Source organism: Salipiger bermudensis (genome assembly GCF_020171625.1).
Classification (GTDB): domain Bacteria; phylum Pseudomonadota; class Alphaproteobacteria; order Rhodobacterales; family Rhodobacteraceae; genus Salipiger; species Salipiger bermudensis_B.
In genome coordinates, this window is record NZ_JAIUZY010000004.1 from 121,923 (window position 1) to 146,688 (window position 24,766).

At 65.1% G+C, this 24,766-nt stretch carries 27 protein-coding genes, 1 tRNA gene, 1 pseudogene and 1 other annotated feature; of the genes and pseudogenes, 6 read left to right on the plus strand and 23 right to left on the minus strand.

The genetic code is table 11. The features are described from left to right. Positions 1-24: 24 nt before the first annotated feature. The 4 genes from LCM15_RS07145 to LCM15_RS07160 form a co-directional block, all read right to left on the minus strand. Positions 25-735, minus strand: a complete 711-nt coding sequence (locus tag LCM15_RS07145) for an alpha/beta fold hydrolase (protein WP_224854872.1) — start codon at positions 733-735, stop codon at positions 25-27. Between the two features lie 438 nt (positions 736-1,173). Beyond that, positions 1,174-1,611: a VOC family protein gene (locus tag LCM15_RS07150; protein ID WP_224854874.1), complete on the minus strand. Its 438-nt coding sequence runs from the start codon at positions 1,609-1,611 to the stop codon at positions 1,174-1,176. A gap of 5 nt (positions 1,612-1,616) precedes the next feature. Next, positions 1,617-2,213 carry a histidine phosphatase family protein gene (locus tag LCM15_RS07155; protein ID WP_224854876.1) on the minus strand — a complete coding sequence of 199 codons (597 nt, stop codon included), beginning with the start codon at positions 2,211-2,213 and terminating at the stop codon, positions 1,617-1,619. Beyond that, positions 2,210-2,950, minus strand: coding sequence for an alpha/beta fold hydrolase (locus LCM15_RS07160; RefSeq protein ID WP_224854878.1), 741 nt, complete (start codon positions 2,948-2,950; stop codon positions 2,210-2,212). The genes LCM15_RS07155 and LCM15_RS07160 overlap by 4 nt, the downstream gene beginning before the upstream one ends. 327 nt (positions 2,951-3,277) lie before the next feature. Here LCM15_RS07160 and LCM15_RS07165 point away from each other — a divergent pair, with 327 nt between their 5' ends. Continuing rightward, the gene (locus tag LCM15_RS07165; protein WP_224854880.1) at positions 3,278-3,619 is read left to right on the plus strand and encodes a hypothetical protein; all 342 of its coding nucleotides are present in this window, start codon (positions 3,278-3,280) and stop codon (positions 3,617-3,619) included. Positions 3,620-3,699: 80 nt separating this feature from the next. On the opposite strand, the gene LCM15_RS07170 is transcribed toward LCM15_RS07165, so the two are convergent. The 4 genes from LCM15_RS07170 to LCM15_RS07185 all read right to left on the minus strand — a co-directional run bounded on the left by LCM15_RS07170 (position 3,700) and on the right by LCM15_RS07185 (position 7,308). Beyond that, positions 3,700-4,440, minus strand: a complete 741-nt coding sequence (locus LCM15_RS07170; protein ID WP_224854882.1) for a YebC/PmpR family DNA-binding transcriptional regulator — start codon at positions 4,438-4,440, stop codon at positions 3,700-3,702. Positions 4,441-4,767: 327 nt separating this feature from the next. After that, entirely contained in the window at positions 4,768-5,544 is a 777-nt protein-coding gene (locus LCM15_RS07175) for a LamB/YcsF family protein (RefSeq protein WP_224854884.1), read from the minus strand. A gap of 13 nt (positions 5,545-5,557) precedes the next feature. After that, positions 5,558-6,571, minus strand: coding sequence for a biotin-dependent carboxyltransferase family protein (locus LCM15_RS07180; RefSeq protein ID WP_224854892.1), 1,014 nt, complete (start codon positions 6,569-6,571; stop codon positions 5,558-5,560). Beyond that, positions 6,568-7,308 carry a 5-oxoprolinase subunit B family protein gene (locus LCM15_RS07185; RefSeq protein ID WP_224854894.1) on the minus strand — a complete coding sequence of 247 codons (741 nt, stop codon included), beginning with the start codon at positions 7,306-7,308 and terminating at the stop codon, positions 6,568-6,570. Before LCM15_RS07185 ends, LCM15_RS07180 begins: the two co-directional genes overlap by 4 nt. 231 nt (positions 7,309-7,539) lie before the next feature. Here LCM15_RS07185 and selD point away from each other — a divergent pair, with 231 nt between their 5' ends. Beyond that, the gene (gene selD, locus LCM15_RS07190) at positions 7,540-9,702 is read left to right on the plus strand and encodes a selenide, water dikinase SelD (protein ID WP_224854896.1); all 2,163 of its coding nucleotides are present in this window, start codon (positions 7,540-7,542) and stop codon (positions 9,700-9,702) included. Here the strand turns inward: selD and mnmH are convergent. Next, positions 9,684-10,742 (minus strand): tRNA 2-selenouridine(34) synthase MnmH, encoded by a 1,059-nt coding sequence (gene mnmH, locus LCM15_RS07195; protein ID WP_224854898.1) that lies wholly within the window; start codon positions 10,740-10,742, stop codon positions 9,684-9,686. The genes selD and mnmH overlap by 19 nt on opposite strands. 148 nt (positions 10,743-10,890) lie before the next feature. Between mnmH and LCM15_RS07200 the strand changes: the two genes are divergently transcribed. Then, positions 10,891-10,965: transfer RNA gene (locus LCM15_RS07200), tRNA-Phe, on the plus strand. A gap of 120 nt (positions 10,966-11,085) precedes the next feature. Here LCM15_RS07200 and LCM15_RS07205 read toward each other — a convergent pair. The 13 genes from LCM15_RS07205 to LCM15_RS07265 all read right to left on the minus strand — a co-directional run bounded on the left by LCM15_RS07205 (position 11,086) and on the right by LCM15_RS07265 (position 20,726). Next, positions 11,086-11,427, minus strand: coding sequence for a hypothetical protein (locus LCM15_RS07205; RefSeq protein ID WP_224854900.1), 342 nt, complete (start codon positions 11,425-11,427; stop codon positions 11,086-11,088). Between the two features lie 90 nt (positions 11,428-11,517). Next, a complete protein-coding gene (locus LCM15_RS07210; protein WP_224854902.1) occupies positions 11,518-11,691 on the minus strand; it encodes a hypothetical protein in 174 nt (57 codons plus the stop codon). Positions 11,692-11,962: 271 nt separating this feature from the next. Next, positions 11,963-12,988, minus strand: a complete 1,026-nt coding sequence (locus LCM15_RS07215; RefSeq protein WP_224854904.1) for a PD-(D/E)XK nuclease-like domain-containing protein — start codon at positions 12,986-12,988, stop codon at positions 11,963-11,965. Further along, complete coding sequence (locus tag LCM15_RS07220) at positions 12,958-13,497, minus strand: hypothetical protein (protein ID WP_224854906.1); 540 nt, start codon at positions 13,495-13,497, stop codon at positions 12,958-12,960. Before LCM15_RS07220 ends, LCM15_RS07215 begins: the two co-directional genes overlap by 31 nt. A gap of 65 nt (positions 13,498-13,562) precedes the next feature. Then, positions 13,563-14,351: a sigma-70 family RNA polymerase sigma factor gene (locus LCM15_RS07225; protein WP_224854908.1), complete on the minus strand. Its 789-nt coding sequence runs from the start codon at positions 14,349-14,351 to the stop codon at positions 13,563-13,565. A 52-nt stretch (positions 14,352-14,403) separates the two neighbouring features. Further along, on the minus strand, positions 14,404-14,841 hold the full coding sequence (locus LCM15_RS07230) for a very short patch repair endonuclease (protein ID WP_224854910.1): 438 nt from the start codon (positions 14,839-14,841) through the stop codon (positions 14,404-14,406). Between the two features lie 11 nt (positions 14,842-14,852). After that, the gene (locus tag LCM15_RS07235) at positions 14,853-15,614 is read right to left on the minus strand and encodes a GIY-YIG nuclease family protein (protein ID WP_224854912.1); all 762 of its coding nucleotides are present in this window, start codon (positions 15,612-15,614) and stop codon (positions 14,853-14,855) included. After that, the gene (locus tag LCM15_RS07240) at positions 15,614-16,831 is read right to left on the minus strand and encodes a DNA cytosine methyltransferase (protein ID WP_224854914.1); all 1,218 of its coding nucleotides are present in this window, start codon (positions 16,829-16,831) and stop codon (positions 15,614-15,616) included. The genes LCM15_RS07235 and LCM15_RS07240 overlap by 1 nt, the downstream gene beginning before the upstream one ends. Before the next feature lie 338 nt (positions 16,832-17,169). After that, the gene (locus tag LCM15_RS07245; protein WP_224854916.1) at positions 17,170-17,790 is read right to left on the minus strand and encodes a hypothetical protein; all 621 of its coding nucleotides are present in this window, start codon (positions 17,788-17,790) and stop codon (positions 17,170-17,172) included. Between the two features lie 4 nt (positions 17,791-17,794). Then, positions 17,795-18,277: a hypothetical protein gene (locus tag LCM15_RS07250; protein WP_224854918.1), complete on the minus strand. Its 483-nt coding sequence runs from the start codon at positions 18,275-18,277 to the stop codon at positions 17,795-17,797. Then, a complete protein-coding gene (locus LCM15_RS07255) occupies positions 18,277-19,194 on the minus strand; it encodes a hypothetical protein (RefSeq protein ID WP_224854920.1) in 918 nt (305 codons plus the stop codon). The genes LCM15_RS07250 and LCM15_RS07255 overlap by 1 nt, the downstream gene beginning before the upstream one ends. Before the next feature lie 131 nt (positions 19,195-19,325). Continuing rightward, on the minus strand, positions 19,326-20,117 hold the full coding sequence (locus tag LCM15_RS07260) for a hypothetical protein (RefSeq protein ID WP_224854922.1): 792 nt from the start codon (positions 20,115-20,117) through the stop codon (positions 19,326-19,328). A gap of 60 nt (positions 20,118-20,177) precedes the next feature. Continuing rightward, complete coding sequence (locus LCM15_RS07265; RefSeq protein WP_224854923.1) at positions 20,178-20,726, minus strand: hypothetical protein; 549 nt, start codon at positions 20,724-20,726, stop codon at positions 20,178-20,180. A gap of 138 nt (positions 20,727-20,864) precedes the next feature. Between LCM15_RS07265 and LCM15_RS07270 the strand changes: the two genes are divergently transcribed. From LCM15_RS07270 to LCM15_RS07280, 3 genes and pseudogenes are all read left to right on the plus strand, one after another. Then, complete coding sequence (locus LCM15_RS07270; RefSeq protein WP_224854925.1) at positions 20,865-21,455, plus strand: hypothetical protein; 591 nt, start codon at positions 20,865-20,867, stop codon at positions 21,453-21,455. Further along, a protein-coding gene (locus tag LCM15_RS07275; protein ID WP_224854927.1) for an IS3 family transposase occupies positions 21,424-22,652 on the plus strand; the annotation gives its coding sequence in 2 pieces (ribosomal slippage) (positions 21,424-21,712 and positions 21,712-22,652; 1,230 coding nt in all). Before LCM15_RS07270 ends, LCM15_RS07275 begins: the two co-directional genes overlap by 32 nt. Further along, positions 21,705-21,821 (plus strand) — a sequence feature (AL1L pseudoknot). It overlaps the preceding gene by 117 nt. A gap of 43 nt (positions 22,653-22,695) precedes the next feature. Continuing rightward, a pseudogene (locus tag LCM15_RS07280) lies at positions 22,696-23,332 on the plus strand (IS5 family transposase); the annotation flags it as partial. 265 nt (positions 23,333-23,597) lie between these two features. Here LCM15_RS07280 and LCM15_RS07285 read toward each other — a convergent pair. Further along, positions 23,598-24,629: a LacI family DNA-binding transcriptional regulator gene (locus LCM15_RS07285; RefSeq protein WP_224854929.1), complete on the minus strand. Its 1,032-nt coding sequence runs from the start codon at positions 24,627-24,629 to the stop codon at positions 23,598-23,600. Positions 24,630-24,766 lie beyond the last annotated feature (137 nt).

Genomic DNA, 24,766 nt, shown 5'->3' on the forward strand with positions numbered 1-24,766 from the left:
GCGCGTCAATCGCCGATCGCGCGCTCAGCGCGGTGGCATCGGTTCTCGCATCCAGGCGCGGATCAGGTCGCTGAGCCGGTCGGGCGCCTCGAGCGGCAACAGGTGCCCGGCCTCTTCGACCACCTCGAGCTTTGCACCGGGAATCAGCTCGGCGAGGAAGCTCTGGCGTTTTTCCGGGTGCAGCGTGTCATGGGCGCCGCAGACCACCGTCACCGGCACCCGCAGCTTGCGCAGCGTGCCCTGCTGGTCGCGCCGTCGCTGCAGCACCCTGACCTGCCGCTTGAAGGTCTCGGCGCCGAGGGTCTGCGCCATGTCCATCAGCATGGCCTGGATCTCGAGCTTGTAAGGCCCCGGCGCATAGCACTCGGACGGGATCAGGGCCTGCACCGCCTGATCGAGCCGGCCGGCGCGGGCCTTGATGATCAGGGCGTCGCGTTCCGCCGCCTGCTGCGGGGTGTCGGCCAGCGGCGTGGTGTTGATCAGCATGAGCCGCGCCACCCGGTCCGGCGCCCGGCGCTGCAGTTCCATCGAGATGACGCCGCCAAGCCCCAGCCCGGCCAGCGCGAAGCGACGCGGCAGCACGTCGAGCAGACCCGAGGCCACCTCCTCGACGCGCTCACCGGTGTTGATCGGTGCCACCATGACGGCCATGTCGCGGGAGAGATCGGCGATCTGCGGCCCGAAGAGCCGCGCGTCGCACATCAGGTCGGGCAGCAGGACGAGGGGCTCAGCCATTCTGCCCCCCGTGAATCCGGATCCGTCCCGCGCCGGAGACCAACATACCCTGCCCCTTGGTGTCTTGTATTGTTGTCGGAAACCCTAGCACGTGGGCGAGCGAGGAAAAGCGGGAAACCGCTGAGCGGGCGGAGCGCCGCGCATGGTGGGCCGACACGACCGCTAGGAGAGCGCTGCGTCTGCCTTCGGAGGTATGGCCGCGGCGCGTTGTCAGAAGAACGGCGCGTCGCGCGTCATCACAGCCCCGCGGGGGGTGATCTGCCTAACGCGCCACGTGTCTCAGCCGCGCCAGGTCCTCGACATGTCGAACCGCAGCTCCTGCCCCGTCCAAGTCACAATGCCCCAGCCGGCCGGCCGACGGCAAAACCCGCCGGCCTTTGCGCCGTGCTCAGGCAACACCCGACCGACAGAGAAGAACCCAACGGCAAGGCACGGACCTCACCCCTCGCCATACCCCTCCCAGCGAAACGCCCGGTCCTCCGCGCGCAGCGGCGAGAACGGGTTGTGCGCGATCTCCCAGATATGGCCCTCGGGGTCGGCGAAATAGCCGTGATAGCCGCCCCAGAACACCTTCTGCGCGGACTTCAGGATCTTTGCCCCCGCCGCCTCGGCCCGGGCCAGAACCGCGTCGACCTCCTCGCGGCTGCCGAGGTTGTGCGCCAGCGTCAGCGCTCCACGACCGAGTGTCTCGACCGGCACGCCGATGTCGTTGGCCAGATCCTCGAGCTCGAACAGGCCCAGCGTCTGCCCCAGCAGGTCATAGGCGATGACGCCTTCCGGCCCGCTGGCGCGCTGCCATCCGAGCGCGTCGTAGAATGCCGCCTCGCGCGCCATGTCGCGCGCGCCCAGCGTGATGAGACTGATCCGTGGCTCCATGCGCCCTACCCCCCGAGATCCCGGTCGTGGCTGAACCGCTCCATCGGCACCCACCCCTCGAGCAGGCGCCAGTCCGGCAGCGCCACCCGCAGGACATTGCCGCCGCCCGCAGGCTGGTCGTGGCTGCGGGCGATGGGCTGCTTCAGCAGATGCGCCCGCAGCAGGGCCCCGACGCCGCCATGACCGATCACCGCGATGTTGCCGGGCCGGTCGTCCCGCGCCACCACCCGCCGCAGCGCCGTCAGCACCCGCGCCTGCGCATCCACCGCGCGCTCCCAGCCCTCGACACTCTCCTCGGGGCGAGCAAAGAACGCATCCGCCATGCGCTCGAACGCCTCCGGCGGCAGGTAGCCGGTGGCCGAGCGGTCGTTCTCGTGCAGGGCGTCGATCACCTGCACGTCGAGCTCGAGCAGCCCCGCCATCAGCTCGGCCCCCTCGCGTGCCTTGCGCTCGTTGCTGCAATAGATCGAGGTCACCCCGGCGCAGCGCTCGGCGAAAGTCGCGTGCCGTGCCCGCCCCTTGCGCGTCAGATGCCAGTCCGGCACCGGCACCTTCGGGTCGATCTCGACCTCCGCATGCGAGACGTAGAACAGCTGCCTCATCCGCCGACTTCCTCGATCGCCGCCTCGATCATCGCGAGGTTCGCCGGCTCCGAGAACCGGTGGTCGGCGCCCTTGACGAAGCACAGTTGCACATCGGCGCCGTCGATGTGGTCGAGCAGCCGCAGCGCGGTCTCGCGCGTGACCGCCTCGTCCTCGGTCCCCTGCATCAGCCGCACCGGCACCGAGATCGGCAGCGGCGCGCGCAGCACCAGGTTGTCGCGCCCGTCCTCGATCAGCCGCTTGGTGACGGCATAAGGGTCGCCATAGGCCGAGGGCAGATAGGTCACGCCCTCGGTCATCACCTTGTCCCGCTCTTCGTCGGAGAACCCGGCCCAGAAGCCGTCCTCGGTGAAGTCCGGCGCCGCGGCGATGCCGACGAAACCCGCGAGCCGTGCCGAGAGCCGCTTGGCGAGCAGGCAGGCGATCCAGCCGCCCATCGACGAGCCCACCAGCACCAGCGGGCCCTCGCTCACCGCCTCGATCACCGCCTGCGCATCCTGCGCCCAGTCGCCGATGCAGCCCTCCTCGAAGACGCCGCCCGACTGGCCATGGCCGGAATAGTCGAGCCGCAGGAAGGCGCGGCCGCGCGCCGCGGCCCAGGCCTCGAGATGCACCGCCTTGGTGCCTTCCATGTCCGACTTGTAGCCCGACAGGAAGACCACGGTCGGCCCCTCTCCGGGCGTGTGGGCATAGGCCAGCCGGGCGTTCGGCCCGTCGAGATAGGCGGTCTCAGCCATGTTCGTCACCTCCATGCGTGATTGCCGCGACTGTGACCCCGCCAAGTGGCGCGATGCAACAGGGTTTCGCGTGGCGAGCGCCTCGATGCGCGCCGTCTCACCGATGTCGTCTCAGCGGGATATATTTTCCCTTTTGACGCCAACCCCTTGCCGGCCGCAGCGACCAACAGTGCACGGCGGCATACCGCAAGGAGTTGATTTCACTGCATATCGGTCATTCCACATCGAGCATTTCGCCCATCGGGCAGCCATGAAATGCTGCAACGCAGAAATTCTGCGCCGCGTCTCCGCCGGCGCCCATCTTAACCGATATCCGAAGGATCGCTCATGAAAGCCCTCACCCTCGCGGCGCTGATCGCCGCCGCCCCCGTCGCCAGCCTCGCCGACAGCCTCACCCTTGCCACCCCGCTCTCGGGCGGCACCGTGCACGCCGCCGGCACCGACCTCTCGGCCTACTGGGTCGAGGATGGCGACGCCGCCGAGCTCGTGGCCTACTACAGCACCGGCAGCGGGGCGGCGCCGCAGCCGCTCCGTATGCGCCTGACCGAGGGCGATCGCGTGGTGTTTGGCATGCCCGGCCAGAGCGGCGCGACTTGGAGCTTCGCGCGCGAGGCCGGCGCCGTCACCATCACCGGGGAAGCCCTGCACAGCCAGCTCGCGATGAACTGAGCCGGCAGAGCCGACGAAAACGTGAAGGCCCGGGAGGCGGTACCTCCCGGGCCTTTCTCGTGTCGTTCAGCCGGCGCGGCTCAGAGCTGCGCCATGACCTCGTCGGAGGCTTCGAAATTGGTGGTGACGCGCTGCACGTCGTCATCATCCTCGAGCGCATCGACCAGCTTCATCAGCGACTGCATCGAGTCGAGATCGAGCTCGGTGGTGGTCGTCGGCTTCCAGATCAGCTTGGTGCTTTCCGACTCGCCCAGCTCGGCCTCGAGCCCGGTCGCCACCTCGTTGAGATCGCTGTCGGCGCAGTAGATCACGTGGCCGTCTTCCGAGCTCTCCACGTCCTCGGCCCCGGCCTCGATCGCGGCCATCATTACCGTGTCGGCATCGCCGGCATCGAGGGGGTAGACGATCTCGCCCTTGCGCTCGAACATGAACGCCACCGAGCCGGTCTCACCGAGGTTGCCGCCGTTCTTGGTGAAGGTCGAGCGCACGTTCGAGGCGGTGCGGTTGCGGTTGTCGGTCATCGCCTCGACGATCACAGCCACGCCGTTCGGGCCGTAGCCCTCGTAGCGGATTTCCTCGTAATCGTCGCCCTCGCCGCCGGACGCCTTCTTGATGGCGCGCTCGATGTTGTCCTTGGGCATGGACTGCGACTTGGCTTCCTTGATCGCGAGGCGCAGGCGCGGGTTCTTGTCGGGATCGGGGTCGCCCATCTTGGCGGCGACGGTGATCTCCTTGGAGAATTTCGAGAACAGCTTCGCGCGCACCGCGTCCTGGCGGCCCTTGCGGTGCTGGATGTTTGCCCATTTGGAATGGCCGGCCATGGATGCCCCTTGCCTTTGAAACGTGGTGTTGAAACTTCGCTCAGCGCTATAGCCCAGCACCCCCCGCCCCCGCAAGCCCGGCCACGGCGCCCGCGGCACGCGCCGACGCCTCCGGCGGGAGTATTTTTGACGAAGAGAAGCCAGGGACGCGGCGCTCATGGCTTCTTTGGTTCAGAAATACCTCGGGGGTGAATTGGCGCGTCGCGCCAAGAGGGGGCAGAGCCCCCTCTCTTCTCCTAGGAGCGCACCCCCGGAGGGACAGACGGCAGCACCCCCATGCCTGCGACGGCCCTGCCCGCTCCGGCAAAGCTCGAGCGGCGCCCCGCCTCAGACCGCGCCCCACCGCCCCTGGAACACCTCGAGCGTCACGCCCGCCGCCTCCAACGCGCGACGTACGTGGCGCGCGATGTCCAGCGCGGTCTTGCCGTCGCCATGCAGGCAGATCGTGTCCACCGCCGCCGGAATCTTCTTGCCGCTTTCGGTGATGATCGCGCCGGCCTGCACCATTGCCACCATCCGCCGCGCCGCCAGCTCGGCGTCGTGGATCACCGCGCCCTCCAGCGACCGGTCGACCAGCGTGGCGTCGTCGTTATAGGCGCGGTCAGCAAAGATCTCGCCCGCCCAGCGGCAGCCCAGTGCCTCGACCGCGCGCTGCTGCGCGGTGGCCGCCAGCACCATCACGATGATCTCGGGATCGACCGAGAGCGCCCCCTCGTAAGCCGCCCGCGCCATGCCCTCGTCCGCCGCGCACATGTTGGCCAGCGCGCCATGCAGCTTGAGGTGCCGCACCGCGCCGCCCGCCGCATGGGCCATCGCCCGGGCCGCGCCGAACTGGTAGGCGACGAGGTTGCGCAGGCTGTCGTGCGACAGCTGCATCTTGCGCCGTCCAAAGCCCTGCAGGTCGGGAAACCCCGGATGCGCGCCGATGCCAGTGCCACGCGCCACCGCGGTCGCCATGGTCTGGGCCATCACGTCCGGGTCCCCGGCATGGAAGCCGCAGGCGATGTTGGCCGAGGTGATGACCTCGAGCAGCGCCGCGTCCTGCCCCATCACCCACGGGCCGAAGCTCTCGCCCATATCCGCGTTCAGATCCACCGATGTCATGTGAAAGCCTTTCTCAATGGTCGTGATAATCGCCGCTGGAGAACCCGCTCACCAGCTTGTGCGAGAGAAGATCGGGCACGTCGCCCGGGTGCCGCACCACCGGCGCCACCTTTCGGTGCAGCTCGGCCATGTGGCGGCGATAGCCCGCCTCGACGCCCAGCGCCTCGTCCAGCGTGATCCAGCGAAACGCCAGCCGCGCGCCGGCCGGCGCCTGCGCCACGCGCGGCAGGTCGGCGGGAATCACCGTGGCGAGCCGTGGATAGCCGCCGGTGGTCTGGCTCTCGGCCATCAGCACGAAGGGCGCGCCGTCGCCGGTCATCTGGATGTCGCCGGGCGAGATCACCTCCGAGACCACCGACAGGCCGCCCTCGACCCCGTAGCCCTCGCCGTCGGGGTTGACCTTCACCCCCATGCGGTTGGCGCGGTTGTCGCGGGTGAAGCCCTCTTCGCCGAAGCGCGCCCGCTGCGCCTCCGAGAACATCGCGGTCTGCAGGCTCTCGACAACCCGCAACGTGCCGCCACAGAAGCGCTCATCGACCGCGAGCTTGCACCCGGTCTCGCCGCCCCCGTCGGGGCCCACCGCCAGCCGCGCGCCGTCGCCGACCGGCGCGCCGAGCCCGGCGGTCAGATGCGCCGATTGCGCGCCGAGGATTTCCGGCTCGGCAAAGCCGCCGCCCACGCTGAGATAACCATAGGCGCCGCTGGTCACCGGCCCGATCTCCAGCACCGCGCCCTTGGGAAGCAGATGCGCCGCGTGCCAGAGCAGCGGGGCGCCGTCGAGCGTGGCGCGCATCGGCGCTCCGGTCAGCGCGATGCGTATGTCCTCGCCCGCCTCGAAGCGCCCGCCCATGCCGCCCATCTCCAGCGCCGCGCCCTGCGGCTGGCCCAGCAGCGCCGCGCCCTCGGCCAGCGCCAGCCGGTCCATGGCGCCGCCGCGCGACAGGCCATAGGTGATCCAGCCCGGGCGCCCGTGATCCTGCAGGCTGAGCGCCGGCCCGGCGCGGTGCACGATCAGCTCGCGGCTCATTCCAGCGCCTCCCAGCTTGCGCCACCGCCCGGCGCGCCGCGCAGCGTCTCGAACTCCGCCTCGCTCACCGCCGGGAAGATCACCTCGTCCCCGGGCGCCAGCAGGAACGGCCGTTCCTCGCCCAGCCGGAACAGCTCGACCGCGGTCTGGCCGACATGGCGCCAGCCCGTGGGCGCGGTCACGCCGAACAGCACCAGCTGCCGGATCGCCAGCACCAGAGCCCCTTTCGGCACCTGCGGGGTGAGCGCCGACTGGCGCGGGATGTCCCAGACCTCGGGCAGCAGCCCGAGATAGGGCTGCCCCGGCGCGAACCCCAGCGCCGTGACCCGCACCCGCGCCTGCGAGAGCATCTCAACCGCCTGAAGCTCCGAAAGCCCCGCCTCCGAGGCCGCCTCGCCCAGCTGCGGCGCCAGAGCCCCGCCATAGACCGTGGGGATCCGGTGCAGGCGCCGCCCCGCGGGCAGATCCGCCTGCAACCAGTCGCGCGATGCCATCAGCGCGCGCAACCGCGCCTCGAGATCGTGATGCGACAGCGCCAGAGGATCGAACCGCAGATAGCACGACACTAGCGAGGACGAGCTTTCCTGCACCCCCTCCCAAGCGGCCCGCGCGACCTCGGCGCGAAAGGCGATTGCGGCCCGGTTCGCCGCCTCGTCCAGCCGATCGCCGAAGCTCACCAGCATCCCGTCGATGCCGGCAGTGCGAATGATCGGAAAGCCGGTCTGATCCAGCGCCATGACGGTCTGTCCTCCACGGGGAAACCCGTTCGAGTGTTAACAAACCCCGCGCCCGCCGCAAGCCACGCGCGCCCCTGTCTTCTTCTGGCCAGAAATATCCCGGGGTGAATGCCGCCCCCGGCGGCAGAGGGGCAGCGCCCCTCCCCACCCCGCCACCCAGCGCGACAAGGCGCATGGGCGCCGCGCCCGCCACATGCTACATGCCTCCCGATCCAGTCCGGAGTGCGCCCGATGAAGACCCCAGCCCTGCCCCTCACCCGCGACCTCGTGCTGATCGGCGGCGGGCACAGCCACGCGCTGGTGCTGCGCATGTGGGGCATGACCCCGCTGCCCGGCGCCCGGCTGACGGTGATCAACCCCGGCCCCACCGCGCCTTATTCCGGGATGCTCCCGGGCTTCGTCGCCGGGCATTACCAGCGTGACGCGCTCGATATCGACCTCGTGCAACTCGCCCGCTTCGCCGGCGCCCGGGTGATCCTCGGCGCGGCCTCCGGCATCGACCGCAGCACCCGCCAGATCCACGTGCCGGGCCGTCCGCCGGTGGGCTATGACGTGGCCTCGATCGACATCGGCATCACCTCTGCCATGCCCGACCTGCCGGGCTTTGCCGAGCACGCCGTGCCGGCCAAGCCCCTCGGCCCCTTTGCCGCGGCCTGGGACACCTACCGCGACGGCTCCGGCCCTGCCTCGGTGGCGGTGATCGGCGGCGGCGTCGCCGGTGCAGAGCTGGCCGCGGCGATGGCCTTCGCCCTGCGCACACGCGGCCGCGCCGCCAAGGTACACCTCGTCGACAACGGCGCCGCCCTCTCGGCGTTGCGCCCGCAAGCCGCGTCCAAGCTGCGCGCCGCGCTGACGGCCCAAGGCGTCACCCTGCACGAGCAGGCAAGGATCACCGAGGTCACCGCGGAGGGCCTGCGCCTCGCCGATGGCGGCGAGATCAAGGCGCAGTTCATCACCGGCGCCGCCAGCGCCCGCCCGCATGGCTGGCTCGAGGCGACCGGCCTCGCGCTCACCGACGGCTTCGTCGACGTCTCGCCCACGTTGCAAAGCTCGGACCCCGACATCTTCGCCGCCGGCGATTGCGCCCACATGATGAAGACGCCGCGCCCCAAGGCCGGGGTGTTCGCCGTGCGTCAGACGCCCGTCCTCTTCGACAACCTGCGCAAACGCCTCGCGGGCGAGGGCACGCCGCGCCCGTATCGCCCGCAGCGGGACTACCTCAAACTGATCTCGCTGGGCGAGAAATCCGCCCTTGCCGACCGTTTCGGCCTTGCCCTCTCCGGGCCCGCCCTGTGGCGCTGGAAGGATCACATCGACCAGAGCTTCATGCGCAAGTTCCGCGACCTGCCGCAGATGGCCCTGCCGCCGCTGCCCAGCCCCCGCGCCGCCGGCAGCCGCGAGGCGCTCGGGGACAAGCCGATGTGCGGCGGCTGCGGCGCCAAGGTCGGGCGCGATGCGCTCTCCGCCGCGCTCGCCCACCTGCCCGCGCCCGCCCGCGCCGACGTGACCGCGCTGCCCGGCGACGACGCGGCGCTGCTGCTGACCGGCGGCACCCGGCAAGTGATGACCACCGATCACCTGCGCGCCTTCGTGGAGGACCCGGTGGTGATGGCCCGCATCGCCACCGTGCACGCCCTTGGCGACATCTGGGCCATGGGCGCGGCGCCTCAGGCCGCGACTGCCAGCCTCACCCTGCCCCGCATGTCCGAAGCGCTGGCGCAGCGCACCCTCACCGAGATCCTCACTGCCGCGTCGGAGATCCTGCGCGACAGCGGCGCCGAGATCGTCGGCGGGCATTCCTCGATGGGCGACGAGATGACCATCGGCCTCACGCTCACCGGCCTTTGCGAGCGCCCGGCCATCACCCTCGGAGGCGCGCGGATCGGCGACGATCTGGTGCTGACCAAACCGCTGGGCTCAGGGGTTCTTATGGCCGCCGAGATGCAGGGCGCGGCGCGGGGCGCGTGGGTGGCCGCGGCGCTGGCCAGCATGACCCGCCCGCAGGGCGACGCGGCAGCGATCCTGCAGGAGGCGCACGCCATGACCGATGTCACCGGCTTCGGGCTTGCCGGTCATCTGCACGGGATCTGCATGGCCTCGGGCGTCAGTGCCACGCTCACGCTCGACGCCATCCCGCTGCTGCCCGGGGCGCTGGCGCTTTCGACGCAAGGCATCCGCTCGACGCTCTACCCCAAGAACCGCGAGGCCGTGCCCGGCGTGACACAGGAGTCCCCCCTCGCCGACCTCCTCTTCGACCCGCAGACCGCAGGCGGCCTGCTCGCGGCGATCCCCGAGGGCGCGGCCCGCGTCGCCGAGCTGCGCGCGGCGGGCTTCGAGGCGGCGGTGATTGGGTGCATCGACGGCGACTGGCCCGGTCAGATCTCCATCGCGTGAAACGCCTCGGCGATGCGGTCCGCCAGCGCATCGAGACCGGCCGCGTCCAGCGTCGGCGTCTCGAAGCGCCGAAGCACCTCCGGCGTCATCGCCGACATGGATTTCTCGTAGGCCGGATCGTAGTGGTCGGCGGCCAGAGACCGGCAGAGCGCCAGCCGCTCACCGGCATCAATCAGCGCTTCCCACCGGTCGACCAGCGCGTGGCCGCGGTGGAAGCGCAGCGGCGCCAGCTGCTCCTTGAGCCGCGCCCCGTGCGACAGGATGTCGTCATAGGCCGCGTCGAGATAGGCCGCCCGCGCGTCGAGCGGCGCGGCCACCTCGATCCACGGCGCCTGCTTCATGCCATCCCAGAGCGATGGCGGCAGCAGGATCTTCCCGATCTTGCTGCTCTCGGCCTCGACCAGCACCGGGCGCTCCGGGTCGAGGCGCGACAGGTCCTGCGCGAGGCAGGTCTCGAACCATTTCTGGCTCGGCTGGCCTCCGGGCATCTCTCCCAGCAGCGAGCCGCGGTGCCGGGCGAGGCCTTCGAGGTCGATCACCTGTACCCCGCGCGCCGCCAGCCGCGGCAGAAGCGCCGTCTTCGCGGTGCCGGTATAGCCGCCGAGCTGCACGAAGCGGTGCGGCAGAGGATCCTGGTAGAGCGCCTTGGTGACGAGGCGCCGGTAGGTCTTGTAGCCCCCCTGCACCACCTCGGCGCGCCAACCGATCTGCTGCAGCATCCAGCCGAACGAGCCAGAACGCTGCCCGCCCCGCCAGCAATAGACCAGCGGCCGCCAGCCGCCCTCGTGATGCGCCAACGGCCCCTCGATATGGGCGGCGGCATTGCGGAACACCAGCGCCGCACCGAGCTTGCGGGCGAGGAACGGGCTTTCCTGCTTGTAGATCGTGCCCACCCGGGCGCGTTCCTCGTTGTCGAGCACCGGCAGGCTGATGGCGCCGGGCACGTGGTCCTCGGCGAATTCCGCCGGGCTGCGCACGTCGATGACGGTGTCAAAGCCGTGGTGGAGCATATCGGATAGGGATGTGAAGGCGCGCGTCATGGCGCAGATGTAGCGCGCTCTTCCGGCGGAGAGAAGCTGCTTGCGGATTTCTGCACGGCGAGGTGATTTTTTCGCCTTTGGCCTCTGGACACCACCATCCGCCTCGGCTATCTCGCCTCCACCCGAGGGGCAGCGCCCTTCACCCAGTGCCCGGGTAGCTCAGGGGTAGAGCAGTGGATTGAAAATCCTCGTGTCGGTGGTTCGATTCCGCCCCCGGGCACCATTTTTCAGTAGCAGACCTTCTCTGATGGCCAATAAACTAAGGGAATAAGGGGTTTCCGGAGCAGCGACACCTCGAAGTTGCTACAGTTTTTGCTACAGGAAATGCTACGGCGTGCGCTGATCAGAAGTCTCGCACCCTTCCCCGCGGATCACCAATCTCGAACTCTTCCTGCTCGAGATCCGCATCGAGCAGCTGGACCAGCGTCCAGACCCCGGCGCCGTCGTTGCGCCACATCCACTCGATTCCGTCGAGGTCGAATGCTGGCCAGTAGCTGCCCGGGTTGTGCACATGATGCCAGTTCGTCGCGATCGGGATATAACCCCAGGCCCAGCACTCTATGACGCGGATCACCCAAGGCGGTCTCCGGGGGCCGTCAAGGTATGGGTCGTAGGTCGGGAGCTGCGTGTAGTCTGCATCGACGATTTGCAGCGGCGGGTTTGGCCAGTCGTATGGATCGATCATGAAGGCTATCTTGGCTAAAAACAGGAAGAGCGAAATGAAAACCCCCGGCGCGTTGGCCGGGGGTCTGGTCAAGTTCGGAGTCGGTTGGGGTCAGCAGCGTGAGAGGGCGGCGGCGACGGCGTTGCTCGCCTTGGCGAGGTAGTCTGCGACGCTGTCGACGCGGTGTCGGTCATAGTAGTCGACGCCGAGGTAGTATGCTTCGGACCGGCAAGCGAAGTAGGCCCGGCGCGGATCGTCAGCGTCGTAGTCCTGAGCCCGGGACATCTCGAGATCGTAGCTATCGCGGTAGAGCCCGGACCATGCGCCAAGGATACCTGCGGTCTGGCAGTCGACCCAGCCGAGATACCACTTGCTGTGTGAGAGTGCGGAACGCTGCCCGGGGTCTTTGCACGCCTTTTCCGTATAGCGCGCTGCATACTGTGCGACGGTCGCGAATGCCGGCGCGGCGGTGACAGCAAGTCGTATGCGTTCAGTTGATCGGTCTTGCCGACCATGGTTTTGGTGATGTCGATTTTCGCCATTCTTCTTCTCCTTCTCAGGCTTCTTCGAGTTCGTATTCTTCGCGACGGAGGCGCCACTCAGTTAGGCTGATCGCCTCAATCTTGTCGCTGTAGGCTGGCCACTTTCCGGTGCTCATGGACTGGGCGTAGCGCGCGAGATCCAGGCGGTATTCGCGGCAACCGATCGCGACATCCTCGGGGCCGAGGACATAGACCCCAACCGCGTAGGGGGCGGTCTTCTCGACGGCGATGAAGACGAAATGCGTCGGCGTTTCGCGGTCGCTTCCGGACTGCTCGATCGCTTGGGCAACGCCGTCCATGTAGTAGGCGTGCTGGACGTGATAGCGCCACTTCTCGATCGACTTCTGGAAGCCTTCCGGCGACGCGTCGAGGCAGGTCTTGAGGTCGACGATCACGCCATCCGCGCGAAAGAACTCCGGCCGACACCGGCACAGAACGCCCGTCCCAGGGTCGGTCCAGTAGCACGAAAGCTCAGCCACTCCGGAACCTGCCGCGAGAAGACCGGCGGCCTTCGGATGCGCCATGACTGCATCGCGCATCCCCTCGGCCTGGGCGAGTTCGTCGGCGGTGATAATCTCCTTGTCGCCGACGTCGACTGCGTGCTTGGCGCGCTCGATCTCGAGAATGACGGCGCCCGGGTCGGCCGGGAGGAGCTGCTCGATGAGGTCCGACTTCTTCGCCGACGACGCGACCTTCTCGCCGAGTTCTTTGAGCCGCGCCTTCAGTTCCGGCACCGTATCGAGCGCGCCCTCAGGAGCCTCGAAGGGCGCCGCGTAGAGGTGCCAGAAGGTCTCCGGCTCAAGGATCAGGGCGTGAGCAATCGTGCCGATACGCTGAGCCGCAGTCGGTGCTTTCCGTTCCACCGTCCGGCTATGAAGGTAGTGCGCCGGGCTCTTGGAGATGACGTCCAGCCCGCTCTTCGAACCGCGCCCTGCGAGAGGGCGACGACGTGGCCGAAAGGTTCGCACGAGGTGAGTTGCGCGCTGCGGGGGTGCGGTCGTGAGCAAGGTCAACCCCGAGAGCAAAATCGTCGCTGACATGCGCAAGGCAGTTTCCCGGCGGTGGTGTGGTGTCGCTGCTCTCTATCGGAGCCAGGCCGGATCAGGCTTTCCCGTGCAGTTTTCGGGAGGTCGGGCGTCACACAAGAGGCTGTGCGGCGTCGGAGGAGGTATTCGGCCTCGCCCCTTTTCAGGTCGTGCTCGTCGAAGCGACTGGTCCGGCTTTTCATCATGTCGATCTTGCTCTCGCAAACCTCCGCTGTGATCTCGACGTTGACCATCCTGTGGGGATCGTTGCCACCGATGATGTTGATTTCGCTCTCCGGAACGACGCACCCAGCCTTCGGCTCGATCAGCTCGAGTCCCTCGGTGCTGATGTCGAACTTGATCGGCTTTCGGATGATCACATCCTCGGCCTTTTCCTCAGCCTCCTCGAAGACCGCCTTCACCAAGCGATCCTGTTTCGCACCGAGGTTCATCGACCCCATTTTGACTGCCATCCGGATAATCTCCTTCAGGCTCGTATCTGTCAGTGTAATCGTCTTGCTCATTCCTGCCTCCATTCGTTGAGCTGGACAGGAATTAGGCCCGGCGGCGTCCGTTCAGAAATCCGGACTCACAGCAAATCCTCCAACTCCAAACCGCGCCGCTCGAGTTCGAGCCGCACATGCCGCATGCCTTCCCGCTGGACATGCCCGATCCGCTCCCGAGTCATGCCGTATTCGGCGGCGAGGGTCTCGAGAGACACCGGCCGACGCGGGACCAGGCGCCGCGTCAGGATATCCCGTTCAAGGTCACCGAGGCCGGCGAAGATTTCAGTCAGGATGCGCCGGGTTCGGCCCTGGTCCTGATCGATCGCATCTTCCGACGGGCGATCCGCGGCGGCGATCTGCAAACCCCGCTCCTCATCATCGCCGGATGGCGGCACCGACAAGCTCACGGGCGAACGCGCCGCCAGATGTGCAGCTGCCGCCTCGAGCGGCACGCCCAAGTCCTCCGCCGCAGCCTCCAAAGCCTGCCCCGGAGACATTCCGGCATCCTCGTGCACGGCCATCTTTTTCCGGAGATGATACCGCAGCTTCCGCTCAACCCGGCTCCTTGGCGATGTCACCGCCGAGCCGGACGACAGCGCAAGCTCGAACATGCGCCGCCTGATCGTGATAAACGCACATGCCGAGAATTCGCCGCTCTCCGGCCGATAGATGGCCGTCGCCTCGTAAAGAGCCGCGACCCCCTCCGCTTCGAGGTCGTCCCAGTCCAGATCGGTCCAGAGCAGCGCCATGGCCGCCTTGCGCACGAGACCCATGCAGCTTTCGACCAGAAGCATGCGCGCGTTCTCGTCGCCCTCCTCGAGCCACGCCTTCGCCCATGCTGCCTGGAACTGTTTCTGATCGGTTTTCGCCACTGCCCGGCCTCCTTTTCAAGGAGGTAGGCCCCGGCGGATCTCGACGGAAATGTCAGGCGGGGCGCGAACCCTCGAGTTCGGCGAACCCATCGCCGCCGCGAACCCAGTCGGCGACGCGTTCGAGGAGCTCTTCACGGTCCCATCGACCGGTGCCGACCAGGCAGCACTCCCAGACGATCAGAAGCCGCCATCCAGCGTCGCGCAAGGCAGCCTCATTCCGGGCATCCCGCTTTCGGTTACCGGCGATCTTCGGGCCCCAGAATTCTTGCCGGGTCTTCGGCATGCGGCCGCAGCCCTCGTGTCCGTGCCAGTAGCAGCCTCGAACCTCCACCGCAGCGCGCCAACGCGGCAGCACGATGTCAGGCCGGCCGGGCAGCTTCTTGTCGTGCAGACGATACCGGAAACCGCGCGCGTGCAGGCCGCGCCGGATGACCATCTCGGGCTTGGTGTCCTTGTGGCGCACCCGGGACATGACCTCCGAGCGAGTCATTGGCGGGCGGGTCAAGTTCGGGCGATCTCGTGTCCGTGGTCGTAGACGTTGCGGTCGCCTTTGTAGGAGATGATGTGACTTGGAAGGGCGGTTATATGCCACCCAGCTGGGAGATTCCTGCCACAGAGGGCGAGCACTTCCCGTGCCGTCATTCCAGGCTGAGCGATCGTTACGACCGTATTGGTGAAGTCGGCGTGGTAGGACTTCCGCCCAGGACGCTGGAACCGAAGAGTGTAGGGAAGACCATCCTTCAGCCTCTGCATGATCTCAGCCACTGGATAATCGCCGGGTTCAAACGCCACGAACTCTTCGTCCAGTTCAATGGGATACTGGGCGTCGAAATGATCGGCCTTATAGTCGGACGTGTCCCGTTTTCGCCCTGGGTCATTCGAGCCGAACCCCGAGTTATTCCACGCGACTGCGCCAACGCCACCGAAATGTTGGATAAGCGCGGCTTCTAAGTCCATGGCGGTAAACACGAACAGCCGGATAGCTTTGAAGGCCACGTCGTTCGGGTCAATGTTGCGACGTCCCACAATCTTTCGGGCATGTCGTGTTAATCTATGTCGAAGGCCAGCATCGCTGTCTGTCTTTCCGATATAGACGAGGCGGTTATCCGCTTTGAGGTAGAGCGCGTATACCCCTTGTTCCTCAGGAATCGTCAGAGCATTTGCTGTGGTCAAATCAGCTGCGTCCATCCCTTCAAGACGCTCCAAGATGGCCGTCAGAAGCGCACCCGGGAGGTCGAACTCGAGCTCCGCGAAGCCCGGCATTACGCCGCCTCGTCGAGCTGCTTCGCAACGCTCTCGCCGACCACTCTCGCCAGCTCAACCGGAACCGCGTTACCGATCTGGCGCATGCACTCCGTCCAGGCGCCATGCAGTCGATAATGATCCGGAAACGTCTGAAGGCGCGCGGCCTCCCTGGTCGAGAAGTAGCGCACCGATCCGTCGGCGCGGCGCAGCATGTTCTCGCCGCCAGGCACGCCATGGACGCCCGCCTTCAGTGTCTTGCTGGGCTCGTCGAGGTAGCTGCCGGTGTGGCCCGGGTAGATCTTTGCCCCGGGTTGGTAGCGGTGATTGTGGATCTTCGCAGCCTGATGAGGCACCTTCTCCGGATCGGGGAGATCCGCGATCGCGTCACGAGTGGTGCGCCAAGGCAGCGTGTCCGGCTTCTCGTCCCTAGAGAGGCGCTTCGACATCTGCGACGCCCGCCCTTCGAGCACACGATCCTTCTTCGCGACCTTGTGCCGGTCCCAGTAGTCGCCGAACAGCTGGTCCCAAACCAGCGCCTCCTGGGAATGTTTTCCGTCGCTCAACGTCCAACGCGCATTGAAGTCATCCCGGAAGCCTACGAACACAACACGTTCGCGGCGCTGGGGCACACCGTATTCGGCCGCGTTCAAAAGCCGCGGCAGGACCCGGTAGTTCAGCCCGGTTCGGATGTTCGATGTGTGATGCTGCTCAAGGCGGGCTCGGTGCTGCGTCCATGTTTCGCCATCCCCAGAAGTGATCTCGGGGTGTTCGAGCTGGAGCTGGATGTAGGTATAGTAGTCGTGGAAGGACGCTCGGGTGAGGCCTTTGACGTTCTCGAAAATGAAGGCCCTGGGGCGAGCCTCACGCACAGCCCGCACAGCCTGCGGGAACATGTCCCTCGCATCGTCATAGGCGCGATGCCGGCCGCCCAGGGAGAAAGGCTGGCACGGGGGGCCGCCCGAGATGATTTCGAGCTTCCCTTCGAATGGCTTGAAGTCGACCTTGCGAATGTCGCCCTCGACCACGCGCCAGGTCTCTGGCTCCACATGAGGTTCCGCCTCGGGCTCAGCGAGGACGTTGCGGTTCTCACGCAGGGTCTCGCAGCACCACTTGTTGAACTCGACCACCATACTGGGCTCGAACCCGGCCTGAGCCAGGCCGATACCAAGGCCTCCCGCGCCCGCGAAGAGCTCGACTGATGGTCGGATTCTTGGTGCTTGTTGCTCGCCTGACATGCCTCTCCCCGGATTCTTTTCTTGACCGGGATAAAGCCAGAGATCGAGTCTGGTTACAAGAACATATTGACAACATCCTGAGGAAAGCGTAGGGGCCGCACCCTACCTGTGGTGTAGCTACACCAAGCTGCGCACAGCATCTTCTACGTCTCGGCGACTCCAACACCCGAAAGTTGCGAACTGCCCGATCTCACCGCTGTCAAGCAGTATCACCGCGAGCTCGTCTCCCCACCGATAGACCCGTTCGCCGGGACGGGTGGTCTCCTTGAGGGGGAGAGTGCGAAGGAGTTCGATGAGCTGCATGGAAGCAACCTTGCCATCGAATGGTTGAGCACCGGTTAAGCTGGCCACATGGCCTCGGTCGCCAGAAATTCCCAAATCACCGCGCGAACGATCAGAATCGGCTCAGTGATCACCACGTATCGGTAGAGGTCCGGTTCAACCACGCGCCATGACGGACCCTTGTGGAACAGCTCACGGCCAGCCGGCGGCAAGCTTTGAAGAGACGCAAAGGAGATCTTTGGATCAGATCGCGCGGTCAGCCCCGCCTCGATCGCGATGTGCCCTCTCGCGTTCTTCTCAATCACCCGATTGATGATCCCCGCATCTGGCTCGACGGCAACGCGTTGACCTCCGTCTCGCTGGTTCACAACCGACAACCTTGCGTCAAGATCGTCCTGAAGGCGGAAATCGGAGTCGAGCACCTTGCTCGCATGGCCCCACGCCTTCTTGTTCACTCGAGCACTACCCTCCGCGATCAGGCCGAGAAATGAGACCAGGTAGGGTTCATCGCTCGAGAATGACGAGTTGCAGGCCTCGCAGATGCGAATGACTGGGAGATCGGGGGGCGGCGATCCAGAAAGAAGCGACCGAGAAGGCACATGGTCCTTGTTCGATTTTACCGTCTCGAGGTCGACGCCGCAGTGAATGCAAACCGTTTTAGGGACGTGCGTAAGCAAGGGTCTATCTCGGCCTTTCCCGCCGCGCCTTGATCTCCTGCTCAAGCCGAAGAATCTGGATCTCCTTTATTTCGAAAGGGAGCCAGAGCGACACGAGGAAGGCAGCTGTCGCGAGATACGCGAACACATCATGGACGATATACCAGGATTCCAGCTTCGCGTGCTCGATGATCTCACTTGCGACGAGCAATGCGAGAACGATGAGGTAGAGAACGAACAGGTAGGTGAGGCGCATCAAGCGTAGCTGAACGTCCTTCGCATCCTGCCAAGCCTGACGCCAATTACCCGGCATAAGCATGCTCGGATCGCCAACGATCGAGACCACTGCGAACAGGGATGCAGCCAGGATGGAGTAGATTACGCCGATGTATTCAGCAGGCTTCTCGGAGGCCCGCAAGGCGTCCCCCATGCCAAAATAGACGCCGATACCGGGCACGATCAGGACGATGGCCAGCAGGACGATCTTGCCAGGCGCCAGGCGTCTCATCAGCGCTCGAGGACACCCATACGCCGGAATTCGGCGTATGCAGCGTCAAGGCCAGTTCTAACTTGGACGACATCTACGACGCGGCGGTTCCCGTCGACGTTGAAGTCATCTTTCACCCGGACGGTGTCGCGTGTGATCCGTAGCCCGCTCTTGGTGACAATCGCGAAACCATCGTCGAGATCCTCGTCGAGGACGTCCGTCGCCATGTCCGAAAGCAGTTCTTTGACGTGGAGGTTGTCCCAGTCCCGTCCGGGCCTGAGCGTCAGCCGCGCGTTGATCTTCTCCGCCGCCTCGCGCTCCTCCTGGGAAACGTCGTTTGTGCCCAAGGATTTCAGCACAGAGAAGATACCCGCTCGCTCGATCTGCCCGTTGTTGATCAGATACTCCAAGGTCTCACGATACCCGCCGACGTTTAGGTCGATCTCCTCTATTCCTTCCCGCATGAGGGCCCGGAACCGGTTTTCATCCAAGGTCGCGAGGAGCATGTAGTTCGGCGCCTGATTGAAGCCGCCGAAGGTTTCGATCAGCTGATTGATCAGGACGCTGATCGCGCTGTCGCGGAGCGGCTGGTTGTGCGAGGTCCAGATGATGTCGTCGTTCGAGCACAGCATGAAGACCTGAGACTGGATGAACTGTTTCGCCTGAGGTGCCGGCTCTTCGTTCACGCCAGCGCGCTGGAGCGTCTCGATCACGGCAGCACCAGCACCCCGCTCGAAGGTCACCAGATGAATGAATTCCCGCCCGTCCATCTGGGAATGGCGAGCTATGTAGCAATCTACGCCGTTCTTGAACTCGAACACCGGGAATTCGTCTGAATCATCAGGATATTGGTCTTGGCAGTGGCCGAGAGCCTGCTGAAGGGTAAGCTCTTCACCCAAGACGTGATCGGCGCGCCGGTAGTGTGCAGTTTTCCTCAAATCACTTCCCCAGAATCGTTTAGAATTCAGACACCGGTAACATGAGGAACAGCCCTCCGTGGAGAAAAAAGCCCCCGCCGAAGCGGGGGCAGTTCAGGTAGATCCCGGTTTGCCCGCTGGGCCGGGAACTCTCACTCAAGACGTTCAAATGTGCCGACGCGCGTCGCGATCTTCCGGCCGACCGGAGGGATCATGCCATGGCAGTCCTTGTCGACAGCCTCGCGGATTTCATATGTCAGTTCCGAAACGGACTTTGCGCGGTTGGTCTTGGTGTCGATCCGGTAGACGAAGCCGCCCTCGATCACGCCGTCGATCGGGGTCGGGAAGTTGCCCGAAAGGTATGCCTCACCCGCTGGGGTCAGGCGGACGCCGGCCTTCATGGTCTTGCGGAAGCGCTTCGAGGCGTCCTCGTCGTTCACGATGCCACGGTCCTTCAGCTTGAGACCGAACGCCGTCTTGGTCAGCTCGGGAAGCGAGTTCAGGTCGGCGAACTTCGTGAAGGCGCGATACAGCGTGCCGGCCGGGCAGACGGCGTCCGCATCACGCTCGATGCAGATGTTCAGGAATTCGTGCAGCTGGTCCGTCTCAGTGCGACGCTTCGCCACCCGCGGCACGCCACCCAAGTGTGCCAATGAAGGACATCTCCAATAGAAACGAGGCTTCGCTTGAAGACTTCTGAATTCTTCGCCCTTGAGGGTGAACACCAAATATCTGCTGACGATGCTCAGAAGTTTAATGAAAGCCTCGCGGCATCGTCCGCGAGCGACATTCCTGAGGAGAAGAGAGAACAAGTTCTTGATTACTTGATCGTGGCACTGAGCACGGACTCGGTTGAGAGAAAGCATCGCGACAGACTGGATGAACTCGTTTCGAAACTTCAAAAAATGGGCTAAGCGCGGCAGGGCGCAGTCCCATTCTGACAAGGGCGACCCTTCGGGGCCGCCCTCGGAGTTTCCACCGTGGAAATCTTCTGCACGTCGGCTCTACGGCTCGCAGACTTCGGCCGAACTCCAAGTCGCCTCGATTTCGACGATTCCAAATGCTGATGCCTGAGCGCGGATCGTGTTCGGCCTGGCCTGCATCTCGCAGAGAGCCGCAATGGCTGCTTCCATGCCATTTACGATTTCCTGCCGGATTTCCTCTTGAGAAGGACCACCGATCCAACTTCCCGGCCAACCCACTTGACGGATGCTGCCCGCTGCGAGCGAAGGCGCGAACTCGATTGGCTGTCCTCCATCTGCGTTCGGTATCGCGAGGTATGAAGTAGTGCCAGGAGCCAACGGGCGAGCATAGAACTCGTAGCTCTCGACGTTCGGAAGCTGCATCTCAATGTCGCCGGACTGCCAGCCCGCAGAGCCGAGTGCCTCGATGACGTCTTCGCGGGTCGTCGTGTCTTTGACCGGCTGCCACTCTTGGATCGATGGCACGGCAGTCATGTCGATATTGCTCATGTCGGTGCGGGTCATGGAGTCTTGCGCGAATGCCGGCGCGCAGGCAGTGGCGACGCAAGCCACTTGAATGAAGAACTTCATAGCAAATCCCCTGTGTCTCAGAGCTTCAATGCCCCGATGATACCCGGTTGTTATGACCAGCCTAACATTTTCTGCGCTTCCTTTTTTATGCGCCTCTCCGTTGCCTATGTCCCTCGAAAGACAGACAGGGAGACAGTAATGACACCGGTTCTCAAGACAGCGATTGATCGCGCAATTGCGCAGACCCCGATGGCCACGTGGCCGAAGTTCATGGCGGATCAGATCCCTGAAATGGTCGGGCATGTCTTGGCCGCTGAAGAGATGGCCAAGGACGGTTGGCTCTATGTCGAGAGCCCCTCGTCGAGCCGCTTTCCCCTGAAAGGGCGTGACGACTGGATGGGCAGCTGCTCTGCACACTCCGTTCTTCGTCTCACCGGAGCCATCGAAGAGGTCGTATCCGAGCTTTGCACCAGGATCGCAGCTGCGGACGAGTATGATTGGGATGAGCAAGCCTGGTCGATGATCCATGAGCGACTGGGAAGGATGATCGAGAACGGGGAGCTTCCTGAGATGCGTCGCGAGGTGGTTGAAGAGGTCGAGCGCGAGCACCGTGAGCGCCGTCAGCGTGACTATGAACTGCGCGATATCCGGAGGATGCGCCAGCACACCGGCCGCGTCATGCTCGGCGGAGGCGAAGGCGGGGATGAACCACCCCGGGTTTGCCGGAGGCTCCAACTCTTGAGTAGGATGGAGCATCATGAGCAAGACAACGAACAAGTTTTCCCCTGAAGTGCGCGAGCGTGCGGTGCGGATGGTCCTTAATCACGAGGGCCAGCATGGCTCTCGCTGGCAGGCGATCACTTCGATTTCTGCTAAGATCGGATGTTCGGCGAATACGCTGAACGCCTGGGTCAAGAAGGCCGAGGTGGACAGCGGGGATCGCGCCGGTATTCCGAGTGACATGGCTGACAAGATGAAGGCCCTTGAACGCGAGAACCGAGAGCTGCGCCAAGCCAACGAGATCTTGCGCAAGGCGTCGGCTTATTTTGCGATGGCGGAGCTCGACCGCCGGTCGAAGTAATGGTGGATTTCGTTGAAGCGCACAGGGATGCGCACGGGGTCGAGCCGATCTGCACGGTGCTGCCGATTGCCCCCTCCACCTACTATTCTCACTTGGCGAAGCGGGCTGACCCGACACGGTTGTCGGATCGCGCCCGCCGTGATGCTGCACTGCGCCCCGAGATCCGCCGTGTATTTGAGGAGAACTGGCGGGTCTACGGCGTCCGCAAGGTCTGGCGACAGCTCGTCCGGGAAGGCTTCGATGTGGCGCGTTGCACGGTGGCAAGGCTCATGAAAGACATGGGCATTCAAGGCATCATCCGCGGCAAGCCGCACAGGACCACGATCTCCGACAAGAAAGCGCTGTGCCCCCTGGACAAGGTGAACCGCGAGTTCCGGGTTCCGGCGCCCAACATGCTGTGGGTCAGCGATTTCAACTACGTCACCACCTGGAAGGGCTTCGTGTATGTCGCCTTCGTCATCGACGCTTACGCACGCAAGATCGTCGGCTGGCGCGCCAGCACCTCGGCGCAGACCGGGTTCGTCTTGGATGCACTGGAGCAGGCGGTCCATGACCGGCGGCCGACGAAGGCCATGGGTCTGATCCATCATAGCGATAGAGGGTCGCAATATTTGTCCATTCGCTACACTGAGAGGCTGGGCGAAGCTGGCATCGAGCCCTCTGTCGGCAGCGTCGGTGATAGCTACGACAATGCCTTGGCCGAGACCATAAACGGCCTCTACAAGGCTGAAGTCATCCATCGCCGTGGCCCTTGGCGCAGCTTCGAAGCCGTTGAATACGCCACGCTGGAATGGGTCGACTGGTTCAACAACCGCCGCCTTTTCGAGCCTATCGGGAATATCCCGCCAGCCGAGGCAGAAGCCAACTTCTACGCAGCTCTGGAAACCGAAGACATGGCCGCGTAACTAACGAAAATCAGCCTCCGGCAAACCCGGGGCGGTTCAGTCCCGACGGCACGCGCGGATCGGCGTGCAGATACCCTGTCGCCGCTCGGGCAAGCCCCTGAACCTGCTTACCAACAGCAGCGGCATCAAGTTTTGTGGCGATGGCGAATGGCTGGCCTGGAGGCATGGCTCCTCCCACCGGAGGCAATGGCGCAAGGTTCATATGCTGTGGACACGGAGACCGGGGACATACGCGCAGTCGAGTTCACCTCAAGCCACCAGGGCGACAGCCCCCTGCTGCCAGACCTGCTGTCGCAAATTCCTGAGGACGAAGAGATCGCCACGGTCACGGCGGACGGCGTATACGACACACGCCGATTCCAAACCGCCATCGTCGAGCACGGCGCCGACGCCGTCATACCGATCCGCCGGAACCGACGCGCCTGGAAAGAAGACTGCCCCGCACATTGGCGCGAAACGAGATCCTGCGCGCAACTCGGCACCTCGGCAGGGCACTCTGGAAGAAGTGGACCGGCTCCGATGTTTGAAGTCGGGTCAAGGCGCAGGTGAATCGCCTGAAGCTCCTCGGTGAGTGGGTCATGCCCCTTGACCCCGACCGCCAAACCGCCGAGATTCAGACCCGCACCGCCTTCATGAACCGCGCCTCGTCCCTCGGCAGAGCCAGGACCGAGGCTGTCGCCCGAAGGGCCAAGGGAAAGGGGACCCTCAGACCCAACGTTGATTTGCGCAACACTTCCCTCCAAGATGCGCTCCTCGCGCACTCTTGTTGGAGATTCGCTGCGATCGATACGCGTCAGCCTCCTGCGTTCCTCGACGCCATCCGAAATTTGCGACCCCGGCCTATCCAAGCAGCAGAAAGCGCCCGGCAAGCCTCTGATCCGGCTGAGCGCCGCGCATGTGCCAGCAGAGGCCGGCCGACCTCGGATCCGAGCAACGAAGCCAGGCTCAAGGCAGGTTTTCGCTGAAATAGATATCGAGCTTCAGAGGCCGGGCGGTGGCGGTCGATTCATTCAGGCACGCCACCGCCCGTTCGAGCAACGTATCCGGATCCTGATCGAAGATCGCATCCATCATGCCCTCGAGCACCGCCCTCCTCGTGTCTTGCGTCAGCCCATGGCCGATGAAAATCACGTCCTGCCGACCCTGTTCGCGCAAAGCGCGAGTGATGCCGCCGGATGAGCCTCCCACATTGTAGATCCCGACAAGATCGGGCACTTGCTCGAGCAGGGCGAGCGTGTGCCGGTAGTTTTCGGCAGCATCGTCATGCCCCTCGCGCATGCCGTGGACGCGCAGCTGCGGAAACAGCTCTTCCTGGATGCTGAGGAAGCCCGCCTCGCGCTCGGAATGGGCGCGGTAGTGCCGCGAGCCGGCCACCAAAGCCACAGCCCCTGCTCTGCCGCCCGAAAGTCGGCCGATCAGCAGGCCAGCCGTGCGCCCCACGGCACGATTGTCGAGCCCGACGTGCGGAATCCCCGGGACCGAGCCGAGATCCGAGACGATCGAGACGAGCCGCGTGCCCGTCGCGGCCACTTCTGCCGCGGCCTCGCGCACCACCGGGTGCTCGATGGCGAAGAAGGCGATGCCGTCGGCCCAACCGGCGTTGCGGCGCAGCGCCTCGGCCAACGCCTGTGCGCTGAAACTCTCGATGAAGAAACAGCGTAACACCGGCCCTTCCGCGCCGGTGTCCTCGAGCCGCGCGCGCAGACGCTCGCCCAGGAGCCGAAGATAAGGATTCGAACCGGCCGGTAGCAACACGACTATGTTGAGCGGGCGCGCGTTGCCGAGCCGCGCTTCCTCGGTCTCGCTGAGGAAGCCCAGCTCGCGCGCAGCTTCGAGCACCCTCTGCCGGGTGCGCTCCTTCACACCCTTACGGCGGTTCAGCACCCGGTCGACGGTGGCCAAGGACACGCCGGCCCGGGCCGCCACGTCGGCCTGCTGCGGCCGCTCGCGGGTAGGATGTTGGTCGGCTGAGACCATCAATAAACCTCAAAAAACATCATCTTATTTGCTTTGACTGATGCTGGTGCAAACCGCTAGCCTTCGTCAACATTTATTCGCACAGCGTGAGTTTTGCGGATATTTCGCGGACGACACGTCAAAACGCATCAAACCTT